This is a genomic window from Allorhizobium paknamense (assembly GCF_030815125.1).
GTDB classification, from domain to species: domain Bacteria; phylum Pseudomonadota; class Alphaproteobacteria; order Rhizobiales; family Rhizobiaceae; genus Allorhizobium; species Allorhizobium paknamense.
This window is the reverse complement of sequence record NZ_JAUSWH010000001.1, coordinates 233,938-255,136: the sequence shown is the minus strand read 5'-3', so window position 1 is coordinate 255,136 and position 21,199 is coordinate 233,938. Positions and strand designations below refer to the sequence as shown.

Below are 21,199 nucleotides of genomic sequence, written 5' to 3'. Positions count from 1 at the left end.
AGGTAGTCAGAAATGGCTCGTTCAGTATGGAAAGGCCCGTTTGTTGACGGCTACCTTCTCAAGAAGGCTGAGAAGGTTCGTGAAAGCGGCCGCAGTGAAGTCATCAAGATGTGGAGCCGTCGCTCTACCATCCTGCCGCAGTTCGTAGGCCTGACATTCGGCGTCTACAACGGCAGCAAGCACATCCCGGTCAGCGTCAACGAAGACATGGTTGGCCACAAGTTCGGTGAATTCGCTCCCACCCGTACCTATTACGGTCACGGCGCGGACAAGAAGGCGAAGAGGAAGTAACGATGGGTAAGGCAAAAGCCGAACGTCGGCTGAAGGACAACGAGGCGCAGGCCGTTGCGCGTACGCTCCGCGTCAGCCCCCAGAAGCTCAACCTGGTTGCCGCGATGATCCGCGGCAAGAAGGTTGATCGCGCTCTGGCCGATCTGACCTTTTCTCGCAAGCGCATTGCCGACACGGTCAAGAAGACCCTCGAGTCTGCAATCGCCAACGCTGAAAACAACCATGACCTCGACGTCGATCAGCTGATCGTTGCCGAGGCCTATGTTGGCAAGTCGATCGTGATGAAGCGTTTCCACGCCCGTGGCCGTGGCCGCGCATCCCGCGTCGAAAAGCCCTTCGCGCATCTGACGATCGTTGTTCGCGAAGTTGAAGCCAATGGGGAGGCCGCATAATGGGTCAGAAAATCAATCCGATCGGTTTCCGTCTGGGCATCAACCGCACCTGGGATAGCCGTTGGTTCGCCGACAACGCGGAATACGGTCAGCTTCTGCACGAAGACCTGAAGATCCGTAAATACGTGATGCAGGAACTGAAGCAGGCCGGTATCGCCAAGGTGGTGATCGAGCGTCCGCACAAGAAGTGCCGCGTCACGATCCACTCGGCTCGTCCGGGTCTGATCATCGGCAAAAAGGGTGCGGACATCGAAAAGCTGCGCAAGAAGCTTTCCGAAATGACGAACTCCGAAACGCACCTCAACATTGTTGAAGTGCGCAAGCCGGAAACCGACGCTACGCTGGTTGCTCAGTCGATCGCCCAGCAGCTTGAGCGTCGTATCGCTTTCCGTCGCGCCATGAAACGCGCCGTTCAGTCTGCCATGCGTCTGGGTGCCGAAGGCATCAAGATCACCTGCGCAGGCCGTCTCGGCGGGGCTGAAATCGCCCGTACGGAATGGTACCGCGAAGGTCGCGTGCCGCTGCATACGCTGCGCGCCGACATCGACTACGGTACGGCCGAAGCTGAAACCGCTTACGGCATCTGCGGCATCAAGGTCTGGATCTTCAAGGGCGAAATCCTTGAGCACGATCCAATGGCCTCTGAACGCCGCTCGCTCGAAGGTGACAATCAGGGCGCCCCAAGCCGTGAACGCGGCGAGCGCCGTCGCGAAAACGCTTGATTGACGCTGGCGAAAGATAAGCTCGGAGAAGTAAGAAAATGTTGCAGCCAAAGCGTACCAAGTATCGCAAGCAGTTCAAGGGCCGCATCAAGGGCGTAGCCAAGGGTGGTTTTGAACTGGCTTTTGGCGAATTCGGCCTTAAGGCTCAGGAGCCGAACCGCGTGAATGCACGGGAAATCGAAGCGGCCCGCCGCGCGATCACCCGCTACATGAAGCGCGCCGGCCGCGTGTGGATCCGTGTTTTCCCGGATGTTCCGGTCACCGCAAAGCCCACCGAAGTCCGTATGGGTAAGGGTAAGGGCTCTGTCGAGTACTGGGCATGCCGCGTAAAGCCCGGCCGTATGATGTTCGAGATCGATGGCGTGAGCGAGGAAATCGCTCGTGAGGCTCTGCGCCTGGGCGCAGCCAAGCTCTCGGTCAAAACGCGCTTTGTACAGCGCATCGCAGAGTAAGGATCAAAGCCCATGAAAGCCGCAGAGGTTCGCGCCATGAGCGCCGATCAGTTGAAGGACGAGCTGGCCAAGCTGAAGAAGGAGCAGTTCAACCTGCGCTTCCAGAAGGCAACCGGTCAGCTGGAAAAGTCCTCCCGCATCAACGAAGTTCGCAAGGACATCGCCCGCGTGAAAACCATTGCCCGCCAGAAGGCGGCAGAAGCCAAGGCCTAAAGGAAGAAAAATATGCCGAAACGCATTCTGCAGGGCGTAGTTGTCAGCGACAAGAACGACAAGACCGTTGTTGTCCGCGTCGAGCGCCGTTTCGCTCACCCGCTGCTTCAGAAGACCGTTCGCCGGTCGAAGAAGTACAAGGCGCATGACGAGAACAACCAGTACAAGGTTGGTGACGTGGTTTCTATCGAGGAATGCGCACCGATCTCCAAGGACAAGCGCTGGACGGTCGTTGCCGCCCAGGCCTGATTTGCAGAGATTTTGGCCGGAGCCCTTGCGCTTCGGCCAAAAATCTGTATGAAGCACCGCAACGGCGCATGAACGCTCGCAAGGGCGTTCTTTTGCTTTGAGCGCAGGGAAGGTCCCTCAGAGGAAACCGCCTTGGCAAGATCCCCCTTCGCTCCAATTCCCGCGCACATTTGTTGCCTTTCCAGGCAGCGAATCGGTGCGCATCAAGCTATTACAGCGTCCTTCCCGTCACGGACGGGTTTGACGTGGTAAGTAATCCAGAGGCTGGATTAGGGGGCTTTGGCCCAACCGGTCCAGTATAACGAGAAGGCGACCTGACATGATTCAGATGCAGACTAACCTCGACGTTGCCGATAATTCCGGCGCGCGTCGTGTCATGTGCATCAAGGTGCTGGGCGGCTCCAAGCGCAAGTATGCTTCGGTCGGCGACATTATCGTCGTTTCGATCAAGGAAGCTATTCCGCGCGGCCGCGTAAAGAAGGGTGACGTGATGAAGGCGGTTGTCGTTCGCACCGCCAAGGACATCCGCCGCCCCGATGGCAGCGTCATTCGTTTCGATAACAACGCAGCTGTTCTTATCGACAACAAGAAAGAGCCGATCGGCACGCGTATCTTCGGACCGGTTCCGCGCGAACTTCGCGCCAAGAACCACATGAAGATCATCTCGCTGGCTCCGGAAGTCCTGTAAGGAGCGATGACGATGCAAAAGATTCGTAAGGGCGACAAGGTCGTCGTACTCACCGGCAAGGACAAGGGCCAGTCTGGCGAAGTTCTGCAGGTTCTGCCGAAGGAAGACCGTGCGGTCGTTCGCGGTATCAACGTCGTAAAGCGCCACCAGCGCCAGACGCAGAGCCAGGAAGCTGGCATCGTGAGCAAGGAAGCTCCGATCCATCTGTCCAACCTCTCCATCGTCGACAAGGACGGCAAGCCGACGCGCGTTGGCTTCAAGGTCGTTGACGGCAAGAAGGTTCGTTTTGCCAAGCGTTCGGGAGATGTGATCGATGGCTGAGACCAAGTACGAGCCCCGGCTCAAGGTTGAATATGTAAGCCGTATCCGTAAGGCTATGCAGGAGCAGTTCTCCTACGCCAACGAGATGCAGATCCCGAAGATCGAAAAGATCGTGATCAACATGGGTGTGGGCGAGGCAACCGCTGACTCCAAGAAGCCCACTGTTGCTGCTGCCGACCTCGCAGCCATTGCAGGTCAGAAGCCGGTGATCACCCGCGCACGCAACTCCATCGCTGGCTTCAAGGTCCGCGAAGGCATGCCGATCGGTGCGAAGGTTACTCTTCGCGGCGCCCGCATGTACGAGTTCCTGGATCGCCTGGTCAACATCGCGCTGCCGCGCGTTCGCGACTTCCGTGGTCTGAACCCGAAGAGCTTTGACGGCCGTGGCAACTTCGCCATGGGCATCAAGGAACACATTGTGTTCCCTGAGATCAACTACGACAAGGTTGATCAGATGTGGGGCATGGACATCATCGTTTGCACGACGGCCACCAAGGACGACGAAGCTCGGGCTCTTCTGAAAGAGTTCAACTTCCCGTTCCGTCAGTAACCGTAACGACGAGCGTAGAAGAGGAACTTCGATATGGCGAAGACAAGCGCAATCGAAAAGAATAAGCGCCGCCGCAAGACCGTCGCTCAGCAGGCCGAAAAGCGTGCTGCCCTTAAGGCGGTCATCATGAACCAGTCTCTTTCCATCGAAGAGCGGTTCAAAGCCACCCTGAAGCTGGCAGAACTGCCGCGCGATGGCTCCAAGACCCGTATTCGCAACCGTTGCGAAGTCACCGGTCGCCCGCGTGCATTCTATCGCAAGCTCAAGATGTCGCGTATCGCGCTTCGCGAGCTTGGCAACCTCGGCAAGGTGCCGGGCGTTGTGAAGTCGAGCTGGTAAGGAGACGGGTAACATGACGATGACTGATCCGTTGGGCGATATGCTCACCCGCATCCGGAATGGTGCCGCTCGCCGCAAGGCTTCGGTATCCACGCCGGCCTCCAAGCTCCGTGCCCGCGTTCTGGACGTCCTTCAGGCTGAAGGCTACATCCGCGGTTACTCCCAGGTCGATTACGGCAATGGCAAGTCCGAGTTCACGATTGAACTGAAGTACTACGAAGGTGCTTCGGTCATCCGCGAAATCGGTCGTGTTTCGAAGCCGGGCCGCCGGGTTTATGTCTCGGTTAAGTCCATCCCGCAGGTCGCGAACGGCCTTGGTATCACCATTCTGTCCACTCCGAAGGGCGTTATGGCTGATCATCAGGCTCGCGAACAGAATGTTGGCGGCGAGGTTCTCTGCTCTGTCTTCTAAGACAGCGCGGAGATCTCCCTAACGAACAGACAGGATAAAAACATGTCTCGTATCGGTAAAAAGCCCGTTCAGGTTCCTGCAGGTGTGACGGCGGCTGTCGAAGGCCAGAAGGTCACCGCCAAGGGTCCGAAGGGTGAACTTTTCTTCGTCGCGAATGACGACATCTCCGTGTCGCTCGAGAACAACGCTGTTGTTGTCAAGCCGCTCAACGACAGCAAGGAAGCTCGTTCCAAGTGGGGCATGTCCCGCACGATGGTCGAGAACATCCTGAAGGGTGTCAAGGACGGCTATGAGCGCAAGCTCGAAATTAACGGCGTCGGTTACCGTGCCGCCATGCAGGGCAAGAACCTGCAACTGGCTCTCGGTTTCTCGCACGACGTGGTTTATGAGCCCCCGCAGGGCATCACCATTGCCGTTCCGAAGCCGACGGAAATCGTGGTTTCGGGGATTGACAAGCAGCAGGTCGGTCAGGTCGCTGCCGAGATCCGCGAATATCGCGACCCCGAGCCCTACAAGGGCAAGGGCGTCAAGTATGCCGAAGAGCGGATTGTCCGCAAAGAAGGCAAGAAGAAGTAAGGAACGCGCGAAATGGCAAGCAGAAAAGAAGCACTTGTTCGTCGTGCCAACCGCGTACGGCGTCAGATCAAGGCGGTGGCCAATGGCCGTCCGCGTCTGTCGGTACATCGCTCTTCGAAGAACATTTACGCCCAGGTCATCGATGACGTGGCAGGCCGCACGCTGGCCGCTGCCTCGACGCTCGATACCGGCCTGAAGTCTTCGCTGAAGACGGGCGCCGATGTTGCAGCCGCCGCAGCCGTTGGCAAGCTCGTCGCCGAGCGCGCCACCGCAGCCGGTGTGACGGAAGTCGTGTTCGATCGTGGCGCCTTCATCTACCACGGCCGCATCAAGGCTCTGGCAGACGCTGCCCGCGAAGGCGGTCTGTCCTTCTAATAAATTGACGCCCGGGTCTTGTGATCCGGGCGCTTTTAGGGCATTAGCCCGTGTCTCGATTTCGCTTCCTAAACTCGAAAGAGGGTAGGGGCGAAATTTTTTGTAAACTGCCGTTTGCACCCGGAAAAGAAAAAGGAAAAGGACAATGGCACAGGATAAGCGTGGTTCGCGCGAAGAGCGTCAGAACCGTGAAGAGCGCGATAGCGAATTTGTCGACAAGCTGGTCGCCATCAATCGCGTCGCCAAGGTCGTAAAGGGCGGCCGTCGTTTTGGCTTTGCCGCTCTCGTCGTCGTTGGCGACCAGAAGGGCCGCGTTGGTTTCGGCCATGGTAAGGCTCGCGAAGTTCCGGAAGCGATCCGCAAGGCGACTGAAGCTGCCAAGCGCGATCTGATTTTCGTGCCGCTGCGCGATGGTCGTACGCTGCATCACGACGTCAATGGCCGTCACGGCGCCGGCAAGGTTCTGCTGCGCTCCGCCAAGGCCGGTACCGGTATCATCGCCGGTGGTCCTATGCGCGCTGTTTTCGAAACGCTCGGCATGCATGACGTCGTTGCCAAGTCCACGGGTTCTTCCAACCCGTACAACATGGTTCGCGCCACGTTCGACGCCCTGAAGCACCAGGTACATCCGAAGGACATCGCTGCTCAGCGTGGCCTGAAGTATGCGACCCTGCAGGCTCGTCGCGCCGCATCCGGCAACGCTTCTGAAGAATAAGGAGCTGGATAATGGCTAAGACTGAAGCAAAGAAGACGATCACGATCGAGCAGATCGGTTCGCCCATCCGCCGCCCGGAGATTCAGCGCAAGACGCTGATCGGCCTGGGTCTCAACAAGATGCACCGGGTCCGCACGTTGGAAGATACGCCTTCGGTTCGCGGCATGATCCGTGCTGTCCAGCATCTCGTTCGCGTCGTCGACGAGAAGTGAGACGGAGGAATTTGTCATGAAACTGAATGAAATCAAGGACAACGAAGGCGCCTCCAAGGATCGTATCCGCGTTGGTCGCGGTATCGGCTCCGGCAAGGGCAAGACCGGTGGTCGCGGCGTCAAGGGTCAGAAGGCTCGTTCCGGCGTGGCCATCAACGGCTTTGAAGGCGGTCAGATGCCGATCTATCGCCGTCTGCCGAAGCGCGGCTTCAACAACATCTTTGCCTCTGAATTCGTGACCGTATCGCTCGGCCGCATTCAGACCGCAATCGATGCTGGCAAGCTCGATGCCAAGGCAACGATCGACGCCGCTGCTCTCAAGGCTGCTGGCGTGATTCGTCGCCCGAAGGACGGTGTTCGCGTTCTGGCCGACGGTGAATTGACCGTGAAGGTCGCTCTGGAAGTGGTTGGTGCTTCCAAGGCCGCTGTTGAGAAGATCGAAAAGGCCGGTGGCTCGATCAAGCTGCTCGGCGCTGCCGAATCGGCTGAATAATTAAGACTGAGATCGCCCGGGGTGCTTCACACCGGGCGATTTTTCTCCCATATGTGTGCCTCGCGACCCACGGACGGTAAAAACCGTCTTCCGGGAGATTCGGAAAGCAGAGGGTGAGGCATTTGGTTGCATGGCAACCCTTCCGTCTCCCTGTTTTCTGCGAGTTGATGTAATTTTTCCTCCGTCTAGGCTTGCCAGCAAGCGCGAGCCTTCGGATGCTGTGACGCGGAGAATTGGATGGCTTCTGCAGCGGAACAATTGGCCTCGAACCTCAATTTTTCAACCTTTGCCAAGGCAGAGGATCTGAAGAAGCGACTGTGGTTCACGCTGGCCGCCCTTCTGGTCTATCGGCTCGGAACACATATTCCGCTGCCCGGTCTCAATCCGGAAGCCTATGCGCAGGCCTTCAAGGGGCAGGCAGGTGGTATTCTCGGCCTGTTCAACATGTTCTCGGGTGGTGCCGTTCAGCGCATGGCAATCTTTGCGCTCGGTATCATGCCTTATATTTCCGCCTCTATCATCGTGCAGTTGATGACGTCGGTCGTTCCTTCTCTGGAGGCTCTCAAGAAGGAGGGGGAACAGGGGCGCAAGATCATCAACCAGTACACGCGTTACGGAACCGTACTGCTCGGCACCTTGCAAGCCTATGGTATTGCGGTCGGCCTTGAGCATGGCAACGGTCTGGTGACCGATCCAGGTTGGTTCTTCCGAATTTCGACCGTCGTGACGCTTCTGGGCGGCACCATGTTCCTGATGTGGCTGGGTGAGCAGATCACCTCGCGCGGGATCGGCAATGGCATTTCGCTGATCATTTTTGCCGGTATTGCCGCAGGTCTGCCTTCGGCGCTCGCTGGTACCCTTGAACTCGGCCGTACGGGTGCGCTCTCGACGACGTTGATTCTGACCGTGATTGTCGTCGCGATCCTTGCCATTGCAATGATCGTGTTCTTCGAGCGGGCTCAGCGCCGGTTGCTGATCCAGTATCCGAAGCGCCAAGTCGGCAATCGCATGTTCCAGGGCGATACGTCGCACCTGCCTTTGAAGCTGAACACTTCCGGTGTGATCCCGGCGATTTTTGCCTCGTCTCTGCTATTGCTGCCGGCGACGGCGGTGGGCTTCACGGGCAGCCAGTCGCTGCCGGCCTGGGCGACGACGATCATCAGCGCCCTTGGGCATGGCCAGCCTGTCTACATGGTCTGCTATGCCGCGCTGATTGCCTTCTTTGCATTTTTCTACACGGCGATTGTTTTCAACCCCAAGGATACTGCGGATAATTTGAAGAAGCATGGCGGCTTCATCCCGGGCATTCGTCCGGGCGAGCGGACCGCCGAGTACATTGACTACGTGCTCACCCGCATCACCGTGGTCGGCGCGATCTATCTCGTCATTGTCTGCATCCTGCCTGAAATCCTCGTCGCAAATACCGGTGTGCCATTATCCCTTGGTGGTACATCGCTTTTGATTGTTGTCAGCGTCACGCTCGATACTGTAGCACAGGTACAGGGACATCTGATTGCCCAGCAGTATGAAGGCCTGATCAAGAAATCGAAGTTGCGTGGAGGAAAGAGGGGACGATGAGAATCATTCTTTTGGGACCGCCGGGGGCGGGCAAGGGAACGCAGGCGAAGCGCCTGACGGAAAAGCATGGCATCCCCCAGCTCTCAACGGGTGACATGTTGCGCGCGGCGGTTGCCGCGGGCACCGATATCGGCAAGCGTGCTAAGGCGGTCATGGATGCGGGAGGACTCGTTTCCGACGATATCGTCAACCAGATCGTTGCCGAGCGGATTCAGGAGCCGGACTGCTCCAAGGGCTTCATTCTTGATGGCTATCCGCGCACCGTGCCCCAGGCCATTGCGCTTGCCGAAAACATGAGCGCAAGCAATCTGAAACTCGACGCGGTGATCGAGCTTAAGGTTGATGAAGAGGCTCTAGTCGGCCGAATCGAGCGCCGTGTCGCCGAGACGATTGCAGCCGGTGGCACTGTTCGGGCCGATGACAATCCGGAATCCTTCCGTAAGCGGCTTGGCGAGTACCGGGAGAAGACGGCGCCGCTCTCGGAGTATTACCGTGGACAAGGCCAGTTGGTGGTTCTCGACGGCATGGCGGAGATGGATTCGGTGACCGATGCCATTGAGCGGGTGCTGGAGAAGGCTTAAACCCTCAGCGAGCTTCATGCTTTCGCAACAAGAATCTTCGCGGGGCCGGTTGCTTTTGTCAGCCGATTCCGTTAAAGACCGCGCCAACTCGCGACATTGAAGCGACCGGCGCGATCTTCCAAAGCTGGAAGACGGGTTCGGTCTTTTTGACTGTTGAGAACCCATTTTGTAATTGCGGCTCTTTCGGGCCGTGTAACGAGACACCACTTGCCGGATGGCAACTGGAACGCAAGGAGAATAGACGTGGCACGTATCGCTGGCGTCAACATCCCGACGGCAAAGCGCGTTGTAATCGCTCTGACCTATATTCACGGGATCGGCCCTAAGTTCGCTCAGGAGATCATGGACAAGGTCGGTATTGCTGCCGATCGTCGCGTTCATCAGCTGACCGACGCTGAAGTCCTGGCAATCCGCGAAACCATCGACCGTGACTATCAGGTCGAAGGTGACCTGCGTCGCGAAACCGCGATGAACATCAAGCGTCTGATGGATCTCGGCTGCTACCGTGGCCTGCGCCATCGTCGTGGTCTGCCGGTTCGCGGTCAGCGCACGCACACCAATGCCCGCACCCGCAAGGGTCCGGCAAAGGCGATTGCTGGTAAGAAGAAGTAATTTCCGGAGAATTCCGGGGAACGAGGCCGGTGCGACAGTGCCGGCCTTCTTTGAGTTTGGAGGGCTGGTGTTCCGGCTTTCCGGTGGAGCCGCTGGTGTTACGGCGGTGAAGAGATCAATGAAAGGAAATTGAATGGCCAAGGAAGCCACTCGCGTCCGCCGTCGCGAACGCAAAAACATTTCGTCCGGCGTTGCGCACGTCAACTCGACGTTCAACAACACCATGATCACCATCACGGATGCGCAGGGCAATGCGATTGCCTGGTCTTCCGCAGGTGCAAAGGGTTTCAAGGGCTCGCGCAAGTCCACGCCGTTCGCTGCTCAGATCGCTGCCGAAGACTGCGCCAAGAAGGCTCAGGAACATGGCATGAAGTCTCTCGAGGTAGAAGTCTGCGGTCCGGGTTCCGGTCGCGAGTCGGCTCTGCGCGCGCTGCAGGCTGCCGGTTTCATGATCACCTCCATCCGCGACGTTACGCCGATCCCGCACAACGGCTGCCGTCCGCGCAAGAAGCGCCGCGTCTGATCATTCTTCATCCCGCCGGCTTTCAGCTCCTTGCCGGAGCCGGTGCTTCTCATGCTCGGTCGTCACGATTGGATGGTGACGACGAACGGAAGGTAAAAATATGATTCAGAAGAATTGGCAGGAATTGATCAAGCCGAACAAGGTGGAGTTCACCTCGTCCGGCCGCACCAAGGCGACGCTGGTTGCAGAACCGCTGGAGCGTGGCTTTGGTTTGACGCTGGGCAACGCGCTGCGCCGCGTTCTCCTGTCGTCTCTGCGTGGCGCAGCTGTTACGGCTGTGCAGATCGATGGCGTGCTGCATGAGTTCTCCTCGATTCCGGGCGTTCGTGAAGACGTGACGGACATCGTGCTGAACATCAAGGAAATCGCCATCAAGATGGATGGTGACGATGCCAAGCGCATGGTCGTGCGCAAGCAGGGTCCGGGTGTCGTGACCGCTGGCGATATCCAGACGGTGGGTGACATCGAGATCCTGAATCCAGACCACGTGATCTGCACGCTGGACGACGGCGCCGAGATCCGGATGGAATTCACGGTGAACAACGGCAAGGGCTATGTTCCGGCCGAGCGTAACCGGGCGGAAGATGCGCCGATCGGTCTCATTCCGGTGGACAGCCTGTATTCGCCGGTCAAGAAAGTGTCCTACAAGGTGGAAAACACCCGCGAAGGTCAGGTTCTCGACTACGACAAGCTGACCATGACGATCGAGACCAACGGTTCGGTGTCGGGCGAGGATGCGGTAGCGTTTGCTGCGCGCATTCTTCAGGACCAGCTCTCGGTTTTCGTCAATTTCGACGAGCCGCAGAAGGAAGTCGAGGAAGAGTCGGTTACGGAACTGGCCTTCAACCCGGCGCTGCTCAAGAAGGTCGACGAACTGGAACTTTCGGTCCGTTCGGCCAACTGCCTCAAGAACGACAACATCGTCTATATTGGCGATTTGATCCAGAAGACCGAGGCGGAAATGCTGCGGACGCCGAATTTCGGCCGCAAGTCGCTGAACGAGATCAAGGAAGTCCTGGCTTCCATGGGCCTGCACCTCGGTATGGAAGTGCCCGCCTGGCCGCCGGAAAACATCGAAGACCTCGCCAAGCGCTACGAAGACCAGTACTGAGCCAATAAGAAAGGCAGGTTTATCTCTGCCTTTTCCAGTCAAACTGCAGGCGCATGCCTGTATGTGTCAGGAAACGGCAGGAACGCCAGCGAGCGAAACCTGCGATAAAGGAGAATAGCAATGCGCCACCAGAATGCCGGCCGCAAGCTCAATCGTACCGCCAGCCACCGCAAGGCAATGTTTGCCAACATGGCTGCTTCGCTCATCACCCATGAGCAGATCGTCACCACCCTGCCGAAGGCGAAGGACCTGCGTCCGATCGTCGAGAAGCTGGTAACCCTCGGCAAGCGTGGCGACTTGCACGCTCGTCGCCAGGCCATCTCGCAGATCCGCGATCAGGATGCTGTTCGCAAGCTGTTCGATGCCATCGCAACCCGTTACGCTTCGCGCAACGGTGGTTACCTGCGCATCATGAAGGCTGGCTACCGTCAGGGCGACAACGCCCCGCTGGCCGTCATCGAGTTCGTAGAGCGCGATGTCGATGCCAAGGGTGCAGCCGACAAGGCTCGTGTTGCCGCTGAAGCAGAAGCTGCTGAAGCCGCATAAGTTGTTGCTCCGGTTTCGGAGACAGAAGGCCGGGTGAGCGATCACCCGGCTTTTTTGTATTTACGGATAAAATAAAGCGCGTTTTGGTAAACTGGGGCGTTTCTGCTCGCTTGAGTTAAAGCATGTCGCGCAAAAATGTGCCACGGTTTTGCGATAACGACATGCGTTAAAACAAGTACTTAAATCGCGTTCCATGAGGCCGATAAACCGCAACGTGCTTTAGTGGGATTGCTGTGGCTGCACGAATTTACGTTTATCCGCTTTTCTGCGCATCAGGGCGGGCCGTATCATTCGGTAGCCCAAAAGCAGGATAACGATGCCGGTATAAAAGGCGGGCTCCAGCGTGAAGGATTTGCGGGACAGCACGAAATGCAGCAGCCCGGCGGGCAGGATGATATAGACGGCCTTGTGGAGGGTGATCCAGCGGGGGCCGAGCTTGCGCATCGACCAGCGATTGGATGTCAGCGCCAAAGGGATCAGCAGAAGCAGGCCCAGCATGCCCAGCATGATGTAGGGACGCTTGAAGATATCGCTGGCGATGGAGGCGAGGATCATGCCGCGATCGAGCGTCAGATAGATCGTGAAATGCGCCAGAACGTAATAAAAGGCGAGCAAGCCGAGCGCGCGGCGATAGGCGATCAGGTTCAGGCGGGCGAGATCGCGCAGGGGCGTGATCAGAAGACCGAGGCACAAGAAGCGCAGCGCCCATATGCCGAGGCTATGCTCGAAGGTGCGAACGGGATCTGCGCCCAATTGATCGGTGAGACCGAGATAAAAGGCGTAAATCCCGGGCAATAGACCGAGGATGTAAAGCGCCCAGATCGACGGTTCGCGATAGCGGGCAGGGGGTGCGTAGGCGGCCATGGTCAGTAATACTTCGTCAGATCCATGCCACTATAGAGGCTTGCCACCTCATCGGCATAGCCATTGAAGGGCAGGGTGTCGATCCGCTTGCCGCCGAACAGGCCGCTGCCTTCACCGATGCGGCGCTCTGTCGCCTGGCTCCAGCGCGGATGGTCTACCTTCGGGTTCACATTGGCGTAGAAGCCATATTCATTTGGGGCCAGAATATTCCATGTGCAGGGCGGCTGCTTTTCCGTGAGTGTGATCTTCACGATGGATTTGATGCCCTTAAACCCGTATTTCCATGGCACGACGAGACGGATGGGGGCGCCGTTCTGGTTTGGCAGCGTTTCGCCATAAAGGCCGGTGGCGAGAATAGTCAGCGGATGCCGGGCCTCGTCCATGCGAAGGCCGTCGAGATATGGCCAATTGATTGGCTGGAAAAAGCCGCTTTGCCCAGGCATTTCCTCCGGGCGAACGACGGTCTGGAAGGCCACGTATTTCGCATTGCCAAGGGGCTCTACCTTGTCCAGCAAAGCCGAAAGCGGAAAACCGATCCAGGGGATAACCATGGACCAGGCCTCCACACAGCGCATGCGGTAGACCCGTTCCTCCATGGGGAAAGAGGAGAGGATTGTTTCGATATCGATGGTTTGCGGCTTGGCAACGAGCCCGCCCACTTCGATGGTCCAGGGGCGTGGCTTGAACTTGCCGGAATTTGCGGCGGGATCGCTCTTGTCCGTGCCGAATTCATAGAAATTGTTATAGGTGGTCACATCCTTCTGCGGCGTCAGCTTGTCAGCAACCTTATACGCGCTGGGTTTGGCAGCAAGCGGCGCGGCCAGGGCCTTTCCCGCCAGCCCAAAAGCCAAGCCGCCCGCAGCCGCGCCAATCAGGCTGCGGCGGGAGAGGTAGAGATCATGCGGCGTGATTTCGCTTGAAGGAATATGGGGAGGGCGAAAGGCTGGCATGAAGCGGGCTCCTCGAAGAATGTCCGGGTTATGTGATACTATACGTAGGGCGGGACGATTTGGTTTCAGCTTGGAATTATGCCAGAAATAAAAGCGGTTCTCCGCAAGAAACATCACGTTCGCGTGTTTTACCAAGGCTCGAAGATGCTAACGCATCCTCGCCTTGAAGGAGTTTCGAATATCTCAAATGCATCAACGGCTTGAGATATTCGAAAGAGGAATACGAGGTGTCATTTTCAATGACTCCTCGTATGAGCTTGCGTACCGTTTTCCGCCCTGCCGATAGTGACAGGCCCGGTAATTTACCCTAGGAAAACACAAAATCAGCGACGATATCGCGCGTCGCGCAGAACTTTCGAGGTAACGCCCATGCCAGCCTATCGTTCAAGAACCACGACCCATGGCCGCAACATGGCCGGTGCGCGCGGCCTTTGGCGCGCCACGGGCATGAAGGACAGCGATTTCGGTAAGCCGATTATTGCCGTGGTCAATTCTTTCACCCAGTTCGTGCCGGGCCATGTGCATCTGAAGGATCTTGGCCAGCTCGTGGCCCGCGAGATCGAGGCGGCTGGCGGCGTGGCGAAGGAGTTCAACACCATCGCCGTGGATGACGGTATCGCCATGGGGCATGACGGCATGCTGTATTCGCTGCCTTCGCGTGAGATCATCGCCGACTCGGTGGAGTATATGGTCAATGCGCACTGTGCCGATGCCATGGTCTGCATTTCCAACTGCGACAAGATCACGCCCGGCATGCTGATGGCCGCTTTGCGGCTGAACATTCCGGCGGTTTTCGTTTCCGGCGGCCCGATGGAAGCGGGCAAAGTGGTACTGAACGGCAAGACCCATGCGCTGGATCTGGTGGACGCGATGGTGGCTGCCGCCGACGACAAGGTCTCCGACGAGGACGTGAAGGTTATCGAGCGGTCTGCCTGCCCCACCTGCGGCTCCTGCTCGGGCATGTTCACGGCCAATTCCATGAACTGTCTCACCGAAGCGCTCGGCCTGTCCTTGCCCGGCAATGGCTCGACGCTGGCCACCCATGCCGACCGTAAGCGGCTGTTCGTTGAGGCGGGTCATCTCGTCGTCGATCTCGCTCGTCGCTATTATGAGCAGGAAGACGACAGCGTGCTGCCGCGCAAGATTGCCTCCAAGCAGGCTTTCGAGAACGCCATGGCGCTGGATATTGCCATGGGCGGCTCCACCAATACGGTTCTGCACATTCTCGCCGCCGCCTATGAGGGCGAGGTGGATTTCACCATGGATGATATCGACCGCCTCTCCCGCAAGGTGCCGTGCCTCTCCAAGGTCGCACCGGCCAAGAGCGATGTGCACATGGAAGACGTACATCGCGCTGGTGGCATCATGCGCATTCTCGGCGAACTGGATCGTGGCGGGTTGATCAATCGCGATTGCCCGACGGTTCACGCTCCGACGCTGGGTGATGCCATTGACCGTTGGGATATTACCCGCACCCATTCCGAAACCGTGCGCGACTTCTTCCGCGCTGCGCCCGGCGGCGTGCCGACCCAGGTTGCCTTCTCGCAAAGCGCGCGCTGGGATGAACTGGATACCGACCGTGAAAACGGCGTGATCCGTTCTGTCGAGCATCCTTTCTCCAAGGATGGCGGTCTTGCCGTGCTGAAGGGCAATATCGCGCTGGACGGCTGCATCGTGAAGACGGCAGGCGTGGATGAATCCATCCTGAAGTTCACCGGCCCGGCCAAGGTCTATGAAAGCCAGGATGCCGCCGTGAAGGCGATCCTTGGCAACGAAGTCGTGGCCGGTGATGTGGTGGTGATCCGCTATGAAGGCCCGAAGGGCGGGCCGGGCATGCAGGAAATGCTCTATCCCACCAGCTATCTGAAGTCCAAGGGCCTCGGGAAGGCTTGCGCGCTGATCACCGATGGCCGCTTCTCCGGTGGTACGTCGGGCCTTTCCATCGGCCACGTCTCGCCGGAAGCGGCCAATGGCGGCACGATCGGTCTGGTGCGGGATGGCGACACCATTGAGATCGATATTCCCAACCGCACCATTCAACTGGCCGTTCCGGAAGCTGAACTGGCCGCGCGTCGCGCCGAGCAGGATGCCAGGGGCTGGAAGCCCGAAGCCCCGCGCAAGCGCAATGTGACGACGGCGCTCAAGGCCTATGCGGCCTTTGCCACCAGCGCCGACAAGGGCGCGGTGCGCAAGCTGCCGGAATAAGGTGTTTTACAGTCATCTATGACAAAAGGGCCGCATGTGTTGCGGCCCTTTTTGTTTGTGTTCTGCTGTTCCGATGGATCCTCGGGTCAAGCCCGAGGACGACGGTGAAGGGGATATATCGGCCACTGCATAATTCCTTAAATCGGAAACGATTTAAGGATAAAATTATGCAGCAGATTTAAAGTGTTACAGCGCCGTGCGTTTGATAAAACGCACGGCGCTGTAAGAACCGATGGCGTTATCGAAAGTTGCGACTGCCTTCAAATCGCGCCGAAATCGTTGCGCAGCATCTGGAGCAGTTCCATCTCGGAGATGGGCTCCACCAGTTCCTCCCAGCTTTCCACCGGGGAGAAGCCAAAGCGCTGATAGAGTTGCAGGGCGCGGGGGTGGTCCAGGGTGTTGGTCATCACGGTGACGGTTTCCGGGGCGGTGGACCAGGCGGCGTAAAGGGCTTGCAGCAGGAACCACTTGCCGATGCCAAGGCCGAGCGCGTGTTCGAACAGGCCGAAATAGGAAAGCTCCACCAGCTTGTCGTTTTCCTGCGAAAGCTCGAAGAAGCCCGCCGGAGCGCCGTTGACGTAAAGTACGGACACGGAAACCTTGGGATCGTGGATGATCGTCTTCAGGTCCGGATCGGAAAGGCGAAGACGTTTGTACCAGTGCCAGCGCCCGCCCACCTGACGATAGAGGAAGCGGTAGAAGGGCAGCGGAATTTCCGTGGCGCGGATGATCGCGGTCTGGATATTGACCGGCACCGGCAGGCTCGCCTTGGGCGGGCTGGTCATTTCCAGTTTCGTCACATGCGCAGTCAGTGGTTCCGGCAGGGCTACATCCAGCTTGGCCGCCGGGCCGGTCACCACCGGCGTATCCTTTTTCGAGCCCCATTCCGACCAGGAGCCATCATAGAGGCTGTTGTCACGGTGGCCAAGGGATTCCAGCGCCAGTGTCACCACAGCCGCCGTGACACCTGAACCGCAACTGGTGACGATGGGCTTGGTGAGATCGACGCCGGCCTCGTGGAAGATCGAGCGCAGGGTGGCGAGATCCTTCAACCGGCCATTTTCGCCAAGAACGGAGGCCGGTACAGATCGTGCTCCCGGCATATGGCCGGAGCGCATGCCAGCGCGGGGCTCGGCCTCATCTCCGGTGAAGCGGCCAGCGGGACGGGCATCCGCCACCTGCTTTTCCGCGTTTTCAACGATGTCGCGCATCTCCAGATAGCTGGTGACGCGCTCTTCCTTGAAGACGGGGTTAAAAGTGACGGGCTTCGGTTCCGGCAGGTCGGTTTCCAGCGAGCGGTTCTCCGCTTTCCAGCCGTCCAGGCCGCCATCCAGCACGAAGACATTGGGGGCACCCATGATGCGGAGCATCCACCATACGCGCGGCGCGGAATAGAGGCCTGGACCGTCATAGACGACGATCGTATCGGTTTCGGCAATGCCGAGCTTGCCGATAGCCTCAGCAAAAGATTCCGGTGAAAGTAGCGTATGCGGCAGGCCAGAGGAGTGATCCGCAATCTGGTCGTGATCGAAGAAAACTGCGCCTGGAATATGGCCTGCCGCATATTCGGCAGCGGCATTACGATTATGGGACGGGAGGTAACATGACGCATCCACAATCCTGAACTGCGGGGCGCCGAGCTGTTTTTGAACCCACTCGGCAGAAACAATGAACCGGCTTCTTTCCGCAGACATGCTTCTCTCACTTTCGCTGTCATGGCCGAGGCGAAGGTGATCCGCAGGATCCGTGATCGCCTCGGAGGTTTTGTTTGCGTAGGAGGCAATTCGAGAAGAGGTGGAGGCCGTTATTCCGGCACGCCGAAGCGGATGCGGAAACGCCGGTTTTCCTTGCCCTTCTTTTCGATTTTGGCGATGTGAATCGCCCCCACTTCCTGTGTTTCAGAAACATGTGTGCCGCCGCAGGGCTGGCTGTCAACGGCGGAGTTTTCACCGATGCAAACAAGGCTAACACGTCCTAACCCCATGGGCGGACGGACATTCTTGCTCTTGACGATACCGGGATTGGCGGCAAGCTCGGCATCCGTAATCCAGGTGACGCTGATGGGGTGATTTTCGTTGACGAGCCGCATCAGTTCCGCGGTCACGGCATCCTTGTCGATGGTTTCCGACATGTCGAAATCCACCCGGCTTTCCTCCTCGCCAACGGCAGCGCCGGTGATGGGGAAGGGGCAGACGACGGAGAGAAGATGGCAGGCCGTGTGCATGCGCATCAGCCGGTAGCGGCGCGGCCAGTCCACATGCAGCACCAGCTTTTCCCCTACCACCGGAGCGGACTGATCCGCCGTCGGGTTTTTAAGCATGTCCGAGTGGAAAAGCTCCAGCGGATGATGCAGGATGATGCTCTTGTCGGCGCCGTGGCGCGTCTCTCCCAGCATGATCCGGCTGCCATCGGCCCGCTCCAGAAAGCCGGTATCGCCCGGCTGTCCGCCAGAGGCGGCGTAAAAGCAGGTCTGGTCCAGCTCTATTGCGCCGTCGTCATGCACGGCGCTGACATATGCCTCAGCCGTCGAGAGATAGAAATCGTCACGATAGAGAGGCAGTGTGGGCATGAAGGATCAAACCTGTTCGTAGGGTACGGTCATTTCACTCTTCTGCGTCAGCCAGCCGGGCAGGGGCAGACCCTTATCCTTCAGGAAAGACGTGTTGAAGAGCTTGGACTGGTAGCGATTGCCATAGTCGCACAGAATGGTCACGATGGTGTGGCCGGGGCCGAGATCGCGGGCCAGCCGGATGGCGCCGGCAATATTGATGCCGGAAGACCCGCCAAGGCACAGGCCCTCTTGCTCCACCAGATCGAAAACGATGGGCAGCGCCTCTGAATCAGGGATCTGATAGGCGAAATCCGGTGTGAACCCTTCGAGATTGGCGGTGATGCGGCCCTGGCCGATGCCTTCTGTGATGGACGAGCCGGAGGATTTCAGTTCGCCGTTCTTGTAGAACTCGTAAAGGGCTGCGCCTTCCGGATCCGCCAGGCCGATCTTCACGCCGGGTTTGAGGTTTTTCAGGCCAAGCGCCGTGCCAGCCAGCGTACCACCCGAGCCGACCGCGCAGATGAAACCATCCACCGCACCGCCGGTCTGCTCGAAGATTTCACGGGCTGTGGTTTCCACATGGGCGTCCCGATTGGCGGTGTTGTCGAACTGGTTGGCCCAGATTGCGCCGTTTGGCTCTGTCTTGGCCAGTTCGGCGGCAAGACGCCCGGACAGTTTCACATAGTTATTGGGGTTTCTGTAGGGAACGGCAGGCACTTCCACCAGTTCCGCGCCGAGAAGCTTCAGCGCATCCTTCTTTTCCTGGCTCTGGGTTTCCGGAATGACGATGACGGTGCGATAGCCCAGCGCCTTTGCCACCATGGTCAGCCCGATACCGGTATTGCCAGCGGTGCCTTCCACGATGACGCCGCCGGGCCGCAGCAGACCACGCCGCTCGGCATCACGGATGATGTAAAGTGCTGCGCGATCCTTGACGGACTGGCCCGGGTTCAGAAACTCGGCCTTGCCCAGAATGGTGCAGCCCGTGGCCTCGGATGCGGCCTTCAGGCGGACCAGTGGGGTGTTGCCGATAGCGTCGATAACGGAAGGATGAAATGCCATGGATGTGCTTTCTGTTTCCGGAAAGATAAAGAGCGTCTTTTCGGTCTACAAGCCTTGCATGACAAGAAATGCAATTTCCTTCCACCCGACCCCTTGGGAAAAGCCTACTCCCGCACCCCGGATTTTGCCCCCGCGCTGATCTCCTGATAGGCAGAGAGCGCCGTTTCCCGGGCCTTACGGTGGTCGACAATCGGTTGTGGATAAGTTTCGCCCAGCACAACCCCGGCCTTGCGCAGCACCTGTTCCGGCGCCTCGAACGGCTTGTGAATGAATTCATTCGGCAATTTTGCCAGCTCCGGCAGATAGCGCCGCACGAATGTGCCCTCCGGGTCGAATTTTTCGCCCTGGGTGATGGGATTGAAAATCCGGAAAAAAGGCGCGGCATCGGCGCCGGACCCTGCCACCCATTGCCAACTGGCGGCATTGGAGGCGGGATCGGCATCCACGAGCGTATCGGCAAACCAGGCTTCGCCGTCGCGCCAATCCACCATCAGATCCTTGATCAGGAAGGAGGCGGTAATCATGCGCAGCCGGTTATGCATGTAGCCGTGCTGCCACAATTGCCGCATGGCCGCATCGACAATGGGGTAGCCGGTCCGGCCCTTCTGCCAGGCCCTCAGGCCTGTCTTATTATCCCGCCAGGGAAAGTCGTCAAAGCGCGCATTCCAGTTGCGGCGGGGAAGCTCCGGGAAGTGAAAGAGAAGGTGGTAGGAGAAATCCCGCCAGACCAGTTCCTTGCGGAAATGCACATAATCCTCTGCGGCAACGCTGGCTGGCAGGCCGATGGTGGCATGCCAGATCTGGGCCGGGGAAATTTCCCCCAGCGCAATATGCGGCGATAGCATGGAGACATGCGGTTCCGCCGGAAAATCGCGCCCGCGCCGATAGCCGCGCAGGCCCTTCGATATAAAATGCTTCAGCCGCTGATGCGCCCCGGCTTCTCCAGGGGTCCACATCTCCCGAAAGCCCCCCGCCCAGTCCGGCTTGGTCGGCAGAAGAGCCCAGTCGTCCAGCGCCTCGCTGTCCGGCCACCGATCCGGTGCGGCAATCGCTTTGGGTGCGTCGATGGGCGCGGTCGGGTCGCCACCCGCATCCACAGCCTTCCAGAAGGGCGTATAAACCCGGAAAGGCGTGCCGCCGGTCGTCTTCAGCCGGGTTGGTTCATGCAACAATTGCCCGCCAAAGCTTTCCACCGTCAATCCGGCGTCGCGGAAATGCTGTTTCAGCGGTCCGTCGATATCCATGCCTACCGGTTCATAGCGGCGGTTCCAGTGCAGGGCTTCAGCGCCCGTTTCCTTAACGAGGGCTTCCAATACCTTTTGCGCGTCACCGCGCCGGAGGATCAGGCGGCTGCCACGCGTCTCCAGATCCTTGGAGAGCGCGGACAGGGAATGATGCAGCCACCAGCGTTGCGCCGAACCCATCGGCCCCGTGCCGCCGTCTTCGGGTTCAAGAATAAAGACCTGTATCACCGGACCGCCCCGGGCGACCGCTGCGGAAAGAGCGTGATTGTCGGAAAGCCTCAGATCCTTTCGGAACCAGAGGATGGTCGGGGAGGAGCGCTGCATGAAATCTTCCTGATCGTTTGGGCGCATTACGATGCACACAGGTGGTCG

Annotated in this window: 29 protein-coding genes; 23 read left to right on the top strand and 6 right to left on the bottom strand. The window is 58.6% G+C overall.

The genetic code is table 11. The annotated features are described in order from the left end of the window. The first annotated feature begins 12 nt into the window (after positions 1 to 12). The 22 genes from rpsS (at position 13) to rplQ (ending at position 11,951) form a co-directional block, all read left to right on the top strand. Positions 13 to 291 carry a 30S ribosomal protein S19 gene (rpsS, locus tag QO005_RS01220; RefSeq protein WP_307156150.1) on the top strand — a complete coding sequence of 93 codons (279 nt, stop codon included), beginning with the start codon at positions 13 to 15 and terminating at the stop codon, positions 289 to 291. A 2-nt stretch (positions 292 to 293) separates the two neighbouring features. Further along, positions 294 to 683 carry a 50S ribosomal protein L22 gene (gene rplV / locus QO005_RS01215; protein ID WP_307156149.1) on the top strand — a complete coding sequence of 130 codons (390 nt, stop codon included), beginning with the start codon at positions 294 to 296 and terminating at the stop codon, positions 681 to 683. Then, positions 683 to 1,405, top strand: coding sequence for a 30S ribosomal protein S3 (gene rpsC / locus QO005_RS01210; RefSeq protein WP_307156148.1), 723 nt, complete (start codon positions 683 to 685; stop codon positions 1,403 to 1,405). The genes rplV and rpsC overlap by 1 nt, the downstream gene beginning before the upstream one ends. A gap of 38 nt (positions 1,406 to 1,443) precedes the next feature. After that, on the top strand, positions 1,444 to 1,857 hold the full coding sequence (gene rplP / locus QO005_RS01205) for a 50S ribosomal protein L16 (RefSeq protein WP_027489068.1): 414 nt from the start codon (positions 1,444 to 1,446) through the stop codon (positions 1,855 to 1,857). Between the two features lie 12 nt (positions 1,858 to 1,869). Further along, positions 1,870 to 2,070 carry a 50S ribosomal protein L29 gene (rpmC, locus tag QO005_RS01200; RefSeq protein WP_307156147.1) on the top strand — a complete coding sequence of 67 codons (201 nt, stop codon included), beginning with the start codon at positions 1,870 to 1,872 and terminating at the stop codon, positions 2,068 to 2,070. 12 nt (positions 2,071 to 2,082) lie between these two features. Continuing rightward, entirely contained in the window at positions 2,083 to 2,319 is a 237-nt protein-coding gene (gene rpsQ, locus QO005_RS01195) for a 30S ribosomal protein S17 (RefSeq protein WP_307156146.1), read from the top strand. A 319-nt stretch (positions 2,320 to 2,638) separates the two neighbouring features. Beyond that, positions 2,639 to 3,007 (top strand): 50S ribosomal protein L14, encoded by a 369-nt coding sequence (rplN, locus tag QO005_RS01190; RefSeq protein WP_018328276.1) that lies wholly within the window; start codon positions 2,639 to 2,641, stop codon positions 3,005 to 3,007. Between the two features lie 12 nt (positions 3,008 to 3,019). Beyond that, positions 3,020 to 3,328, top strand: coding sequence for a 50S ribosomal protein L24 (gene rplX, locus QO005_RS01185; protein ID WP_307156145.1), 309 nt, complete (start codon positions 3,020 to 3,022; stop codon positions 3,326 to 3,328). After that, positions 3,321 to 3,878 (top strand): 50S ribosomal protein L5, encoded by a 558-nt coding sequence (gene rplE, locus QO005_RS01180; RefSeq protein ID WP_037068444.1) that lies wholly within the window; start codon positions 3,321 to 3,323, stop codon positions 3,876 to 3,878. Before rplX ends, rplE begins: the two co-directional genes overlap by 8 nt. A 33-nt stretch (positions 3,879 to 3,911) precedes the next feature. Continuing rightward, entirely contained in the window at positions 3,912 to 4,217 is a 306-nt protein-coding gene (gene rpsN, locus QO005_RS01175) for a 30S ribosomal protein S14 (protein ID WP_307156144.1), read from the top strand. A gap of 13 nt (positions 4,218 to 4,230) precedes the next feature. Next, entirely contained in the window at positions 4,231 to 4,629 is a 399-nt protein-coding gene (gene rpsH / locus QO005_RS01170) for a 30S ribosomal protein S8 (protein ID WP_307156142.1), read from the top strand. A gap of 42 nt (positions 4,630 to 4,671) precedes the next feature. After that, positions 4,672 to 5,205, top strand: a complete 534-nt coding sequence (gene rplF / locus QO005_RS01165; RefSeq protein ID WP_307156141.1) for a 50S ribosomal protein L6 — start codon at positions 4,672 to 4,674, stop codon at positions 5,203 to 5,205. A gap of 12 nt (positions 5,206 to 5,217) precedes the next feature. Continuing rightward, positions 5,218 to 5,580, top strand: coding sequence for a 50S ribosomal protein L18 (rplR, locus tag QO005_RS01160; RefSeq protein WP_307156140.1), 363 nt, complete (start codon positions 5,218 to 5,220; stop codon positions 5,578 to 5,580). Positions 5,581 to 5,725: 145 nt separating this feature from the next. Further along, entirely contained in the window at positions 5,726 to 6,295 is a 570-nt protein-coding gene (rpsE, locus tag QO005_RS01155) for a 30S ribosomal protein S5 (protein ID WP_307156139.1), read from the top strand. Positions 6,296 to 6,306: 11 nt separating this feature from the next. Next, the gene (gene rpmD, locus QO005_RS01150) at positions 6,307 to 6,507 is read left to right on the top strand and encodes a 50S ribosomal protein L30 (RefSeq protein ID WP_307156138.1); all 201 of its coding nucleotides are present in this window, start codon (positions 6,307 to 6,309) and stop codon (positions 6,505 to 6,507) included. Between the two features lie 16 nt (positions 6,508 to 6,523). Next, entirely contained in the window at positions 6,524 to 7,000 is a 477-nt protein-coding gene (gene rplO / locus QO005_RS01145; protein WP_307156137.1) for a 50S ribosomal protein L15, read from the top strand. 237 nt (positions 7,001 to 7,237) lie between these two features. Continuing rightward, entirely contained in the window at positions 7,238 to 8,578 is a 1,341-nt protein-coding gene (secY, locus tag QO005_RS01140; RefSeq protein ID WP_307156136.1) for a preprotein translocase subunit SecY, read from the top strand. Next, positions 8,575 to 9,159: an adenylate kinase gene (locus QO005_RS01135; RefSeq protein WP_307156135.1), complete on the top strand. Its 585-nt coding sequence runs from the start codon at positions 8,575 to 8,577 to the stop codon at positions 9,157 to 9,159. Before secY ends, QO005_RS01135 begins: the two co-directional genes overlap by 4 nt. A gap of 243 nt (positions 9,160 to 9,402) precedes the next feature. After that, on the top strand, positions 9,403 to 9,771 hold the full coding sequence (gene rpsM, locus QO005_RS01130) for a 30S ribosomal protein S13 (RefSeq protein ID WP_307156133.1): 369 nt from the start codon (positions 9,403 to 9,405) through the stop codon (positions 9,769 to 9,771). Positions 9,772 to 9,904: 133 nt separating this feature from the next. Beyond that, positions 9,905 to 10,294, top strand: coding sequence for a 30S ribosomal protein S11 (rpsK, locus tag QO005_RS01125; RefSeq protein WP_015915761.1), 390 nt, complete (start codon positions 9,905 to 9,907; stop codon positions 10,292 to 10,294). 100 nt (positions 10,295 to 10,394) lie between these two features. Continuing rightward, positions 10,395 to 11,405 (top strand): DNA-directed RNA polymerase subunit alpha, encoded by a 1,011-nt coding sequence (locus QO005_RS01120; protein ID WP_027489083.1) that lies wholly within the window; start codon positions 10,395 to 10,397, stop codon positions 11,403 to 11,405. Between the two features lie 120 nt (positions 11,406 to 11,525). Further along, positions 11,526 to 11,951, top strand: a complete 426-nt coding sequence (gene rplQ / locus QO005_RS01115; RefSeq protein ID WP_027489084.1) for a 50S ribosomal protein L17 — start codon at positions 11,526 to 11,528, stop codon at positions 11,949 to 11,951. A 219-nt stretch (positions 11,952 to 12,170) separates the two neighbouring features. Here the strand turns inward: rplQ and msrQ are convergent, their stop codons facing one another. Together msrQ and msrP are read right to left on the bottom strand one after the other, a co-directional pair. Next, positions 12,171 to 12,815, bottom strand: coding sequence for a protein-methionine-sulfoxide reductase heme-binding subunit MsrQ (gene msrQ / locus QO005_RS01110; RefSeq protein WP_307156132.1), 645 nt, complete (start codon positions 12,813 to 12,815; stop codon positions 12,171 to 12,173). A 2-nt stretch (positions 12,816 to 12,817) separates the two neighbouring features. Continuing rightward, complete coding sequence (msrP, locus tag QO005_RS01105; RefSeq protein WP_307156131.1) at positions 12,818 to 13,765, bottom strand: protein-methionine-sulfoxide reductase catalytic subunit MsrP; 948 nt, start codon at positions 13,763 to 13,765, stop codon at positions 12,818 to 12,820. Positions 13,766 to 14,134: 369 nt separating this feature from the next. On the opposite strand from msrP, the gene ilvD reads away from it, so the two are divergent. Further along, a complete protein-coding gene (ilvD, locus tag QO005_RS01100; protein WP_307156130.1) occupies positions 14,135 to 15,970 on the top strand; it encodes a dihydroxy-acid dehydratase in 1,836 nt (611 codons plus the stop codon). Between the two features lie 260 nt (positions 15,971 to 16,230). Here the strand turns inward: ilvD and sseA are convergent, their stop codons facing one another. The 4 genes from sseA to QO005_RS01080 form a co-directional block, all read right to left on the bottom strand. Beyond that, positions 16,231 to 17,664 carry a 3-mercaptopyruvate sulfurtransferase gene (sseA, locus tag QO005_RS01095; protein ID WP_307156129.1) on the bottom strand — a complete coding sequence of 478 codons (1,434 nt, stop codon included), beginning with the start codon at positions 17,662 to 17,664 and terminating at the stop codon, positions 16,231 to 16,233. 110 nt (positions 17,665 to 17,774) lie between these two features. Next, complete coding sequence (locus QO005_RS01090; protein ID WP_307156128.1) at positions 17,775 to 18,539, bottom strand: alanyl-tRNA editing protein; 765 nt, start codon at positions 18,537 to 18,539, stop codon at positions 17,775 to 17,777. 6 nt (positions 18,540 to 18,545) lie between these two features. Further along, positions 18,546 to 19,583 carry a cysteine synthase A gene (locus QO005_RS01085; RefSeq protein ID WP_307156127.1) on the bottom strand — a complete coding sequence of 346 codons (1,038 nt, stop codon included), beginning with the start codon at positions 19,581 to 19,583 and terminating at the stop codon, positions 18,546 to 18,548. Positions 19,584 to 19,687: 104 nt separating this feature from the next. After that, positions 19,688 to 21,151, bottom strand: coding sequence for a cryptochrome/photolyase family protein (locus QO005_RS01080; RefSeq protein ID WP_307156126.1), 1,464 nt, complete (start codon positions 21,149 to 21,151; stop codon positions 19,688 to 19,690). Between the last annotated feature and the right edge of the window lie 48 nt (positions 21,152 to 21,199).

What these genes read in the sequence shown, in the direction of transcription:
- rpsS (WP_307156150.1), top strand. Translation starts at nt 13, where the DNA reads ATGGCTCGTTCAGTATGGAAAGGCCCGTTTGTTGACGGCTACCTTCTC.
- rplV (WP_307156149.1), top strand. Translation starts at nt 294, where the DNA reads ATGGGTAAGGCAAAAGCCGAACGTCGGCTGAAGGACAACGAGGCGCAG.
- rpsC (WP_307156148.1), top strand. Translation starts at nt 683, where the DNA reads ATGGGTCAGAAAATCAATCCGATCGGTTTCCGTCTGGGCATCAACCGC.
- rplP (WP_027489068.1), top strand. Translation starts at nt 1,444, where the DNA reads ATGTTGCAGCCAAAGCGTACCAAGTATCGCAAGCAGTTCAAGGGCCGC.
- rpmC (WP_307156147.1), top strand. Translation starts at nt 1,870, where the DNA reads ATGAAAGCCGCAGAGGTTCGCGCCATGAGCGCCGATCAGTTGAAGGAC.
- rpsQ (WP_307156146.1), top strand. Translation starts at nt 2,083, where the DNA reads ATGCCGAAACGCATTCTGCAGGGCGTAGTTGTCAGCGACAAGAACGAC.
- rplN (WP_018328276.1), top strand. Translation starts at nt 2,639, where the DNA reads ATGATTCAGATGCAGACTAACCTCGACGTTGCCGATAATTCCGGCGCG.
- rplX (WP_307156145.1), top strand. Translation starts at nt 3,020, where the DNA reads ATGCAAAAGATTCGTAAGGGCGACAAGGTCGTCGTACTCACCGGCAAG.
- rplE (WP_037068444.1), top strand. Translation starts at nt 3,321, where the DNA reads ATGGCTGAGACCAAGTACGAGCCCCGGCTCAAGGTTGAATATGTAAGC.
- rpsN (WP_307156144.1), top strand. Translation starts at nt 3,912, where the DNA reads ATGGCGAAGACAAGCGCAATCGAAAAGAATAAGCGCCGCCGCAAGACC.
- rpsH (WP_307156142.1), top strand. Translation starts at nt 4,231, where the DNA reads ATGACGATGACTGATCCGTTGGGCGATATGCTCACCCGCATCCGGAAT.
- rplF (WP_307156141.1), top strand. Translation starts at nt 4,672, where the DNA reads ATGTCTCGTATCGGTAAAAAGCCCGTTCAGGTTCCTGCAGGTGTGACG.
- rplR (WP_307156140.1), top strand. Translation starts at nt 5,218, where the DNA reads ATGGCAAGCAGAAAAGAAGCACTTGTTCGTCGTGCCAACCGCGTACGG.
- rpsE (WP_307156139.1), top strand. Translation starts at nt 5,726, where the DNA reads ATGGCACAGGATAAGCGTGGTTCGCGCGAAGAGCGTCAGAACCGTGAA.
- rpmD (WP_307156138.1), top strand. Translation starts at nt 6,307, where the DNA reads ATGGCTAAGACTGAAGCAAAGAAGACGATCACGATCGAGCAGATCGGT.
- rplO (WP_307156137.1), top strand. Translation starts at nt 6,524, where the DNA reads ATGAAACTGAATGAAATCAAGGACAACGAAGGCGCCTCCAAGGATCGT.
- secY (WP_307156136.1), top strand. Translation starts at nt 7,238, where the DNA reads ATGGCTTCTGCAGCGGAACAATTGGCCTCGAACCTCAATTTTTCAACC.
- QO005_RS01135 (WP_307156135.1), top strand. Translation starts at nt 8,575, where the DNA reads ATGAGAATCATTCTTTTGGGACCGCCGGGGGCGGGCAAGGGAACGCAG.
- rpsK (WP_015915761.1), top strand. Translation starts at nt 9,905, where the DNA reads ATGGCCAAGGAAGCCACTCGCGTCCGCCGTCGCGAACGCAAAAACATT.
- QO005_RS01120 (WP_027489083.1), top strand. Translation starts at nt 10,395, where the DNA reads ATGATTCAGAAGAATTGGCAGGAATTGATCAAGCCGAACAAGGTGGAG.
- rplQ (WP_027489084.1), top strand. Translation starts at nt 11,526, where the DNA reads ATGCGCCACCAGAATGCCGGCCGCAAGCTCAATCGTACCGCCAGCCAC.
- msrQ (WP_307156132.1), bottom strand. Translation starts at nt 12,815, where the DNA reads ATGGCCGCCTACGCACCCCCTGCCCGCTATCGCGAACCGTCGATCTGG.
- msrP (WP_307156131.1), bottom strand. Translation starts at nt 13,765, where the DNA reads ATGCCAGCCTTTCGCCCTCCCCATATTCCTTCAAGCGAAATCACGCCG.
- ilvD (WP_307156130.1), top strand. Translation starts at nt 14,135, where the DNA reads ATGCCAGCCTATCGTTCAAGAACCACGACCCATGGCCGCAACATGGCC.
- sseA (WP_307156129.1), bottom strand. Translation starts at nt 17,664, where the DNA reads ATGTCTGCGGAAAGAAGCCGGTTCATTGTTTCTGCCGAGTGGGTTCAA.
- QO005_RS01090 (WP_307156128.1), bottom strand. Translation starts at nt 18,539, where the DNA reads ATGCCCACACTGCCTCTCTATCGTGACGATTTCTATCTCTCGACGGCT.
- QO005_RS01085 (WP_307156127.1), bottom strand. Translation starts at nt 19,583, where the DNA reads ATGGCATTTCATCCTTCCGTTATCGACGCTATCGGCAACACCCCACTG.
- QO005_RS01080 (WP_307156126.1), bottom strand. Translation starts at nt 21,151, where the DNA reads ATGCAGCGCTCCTCCCCGACCATCCTCTGGTTCCGAAAGGATCTGAGG.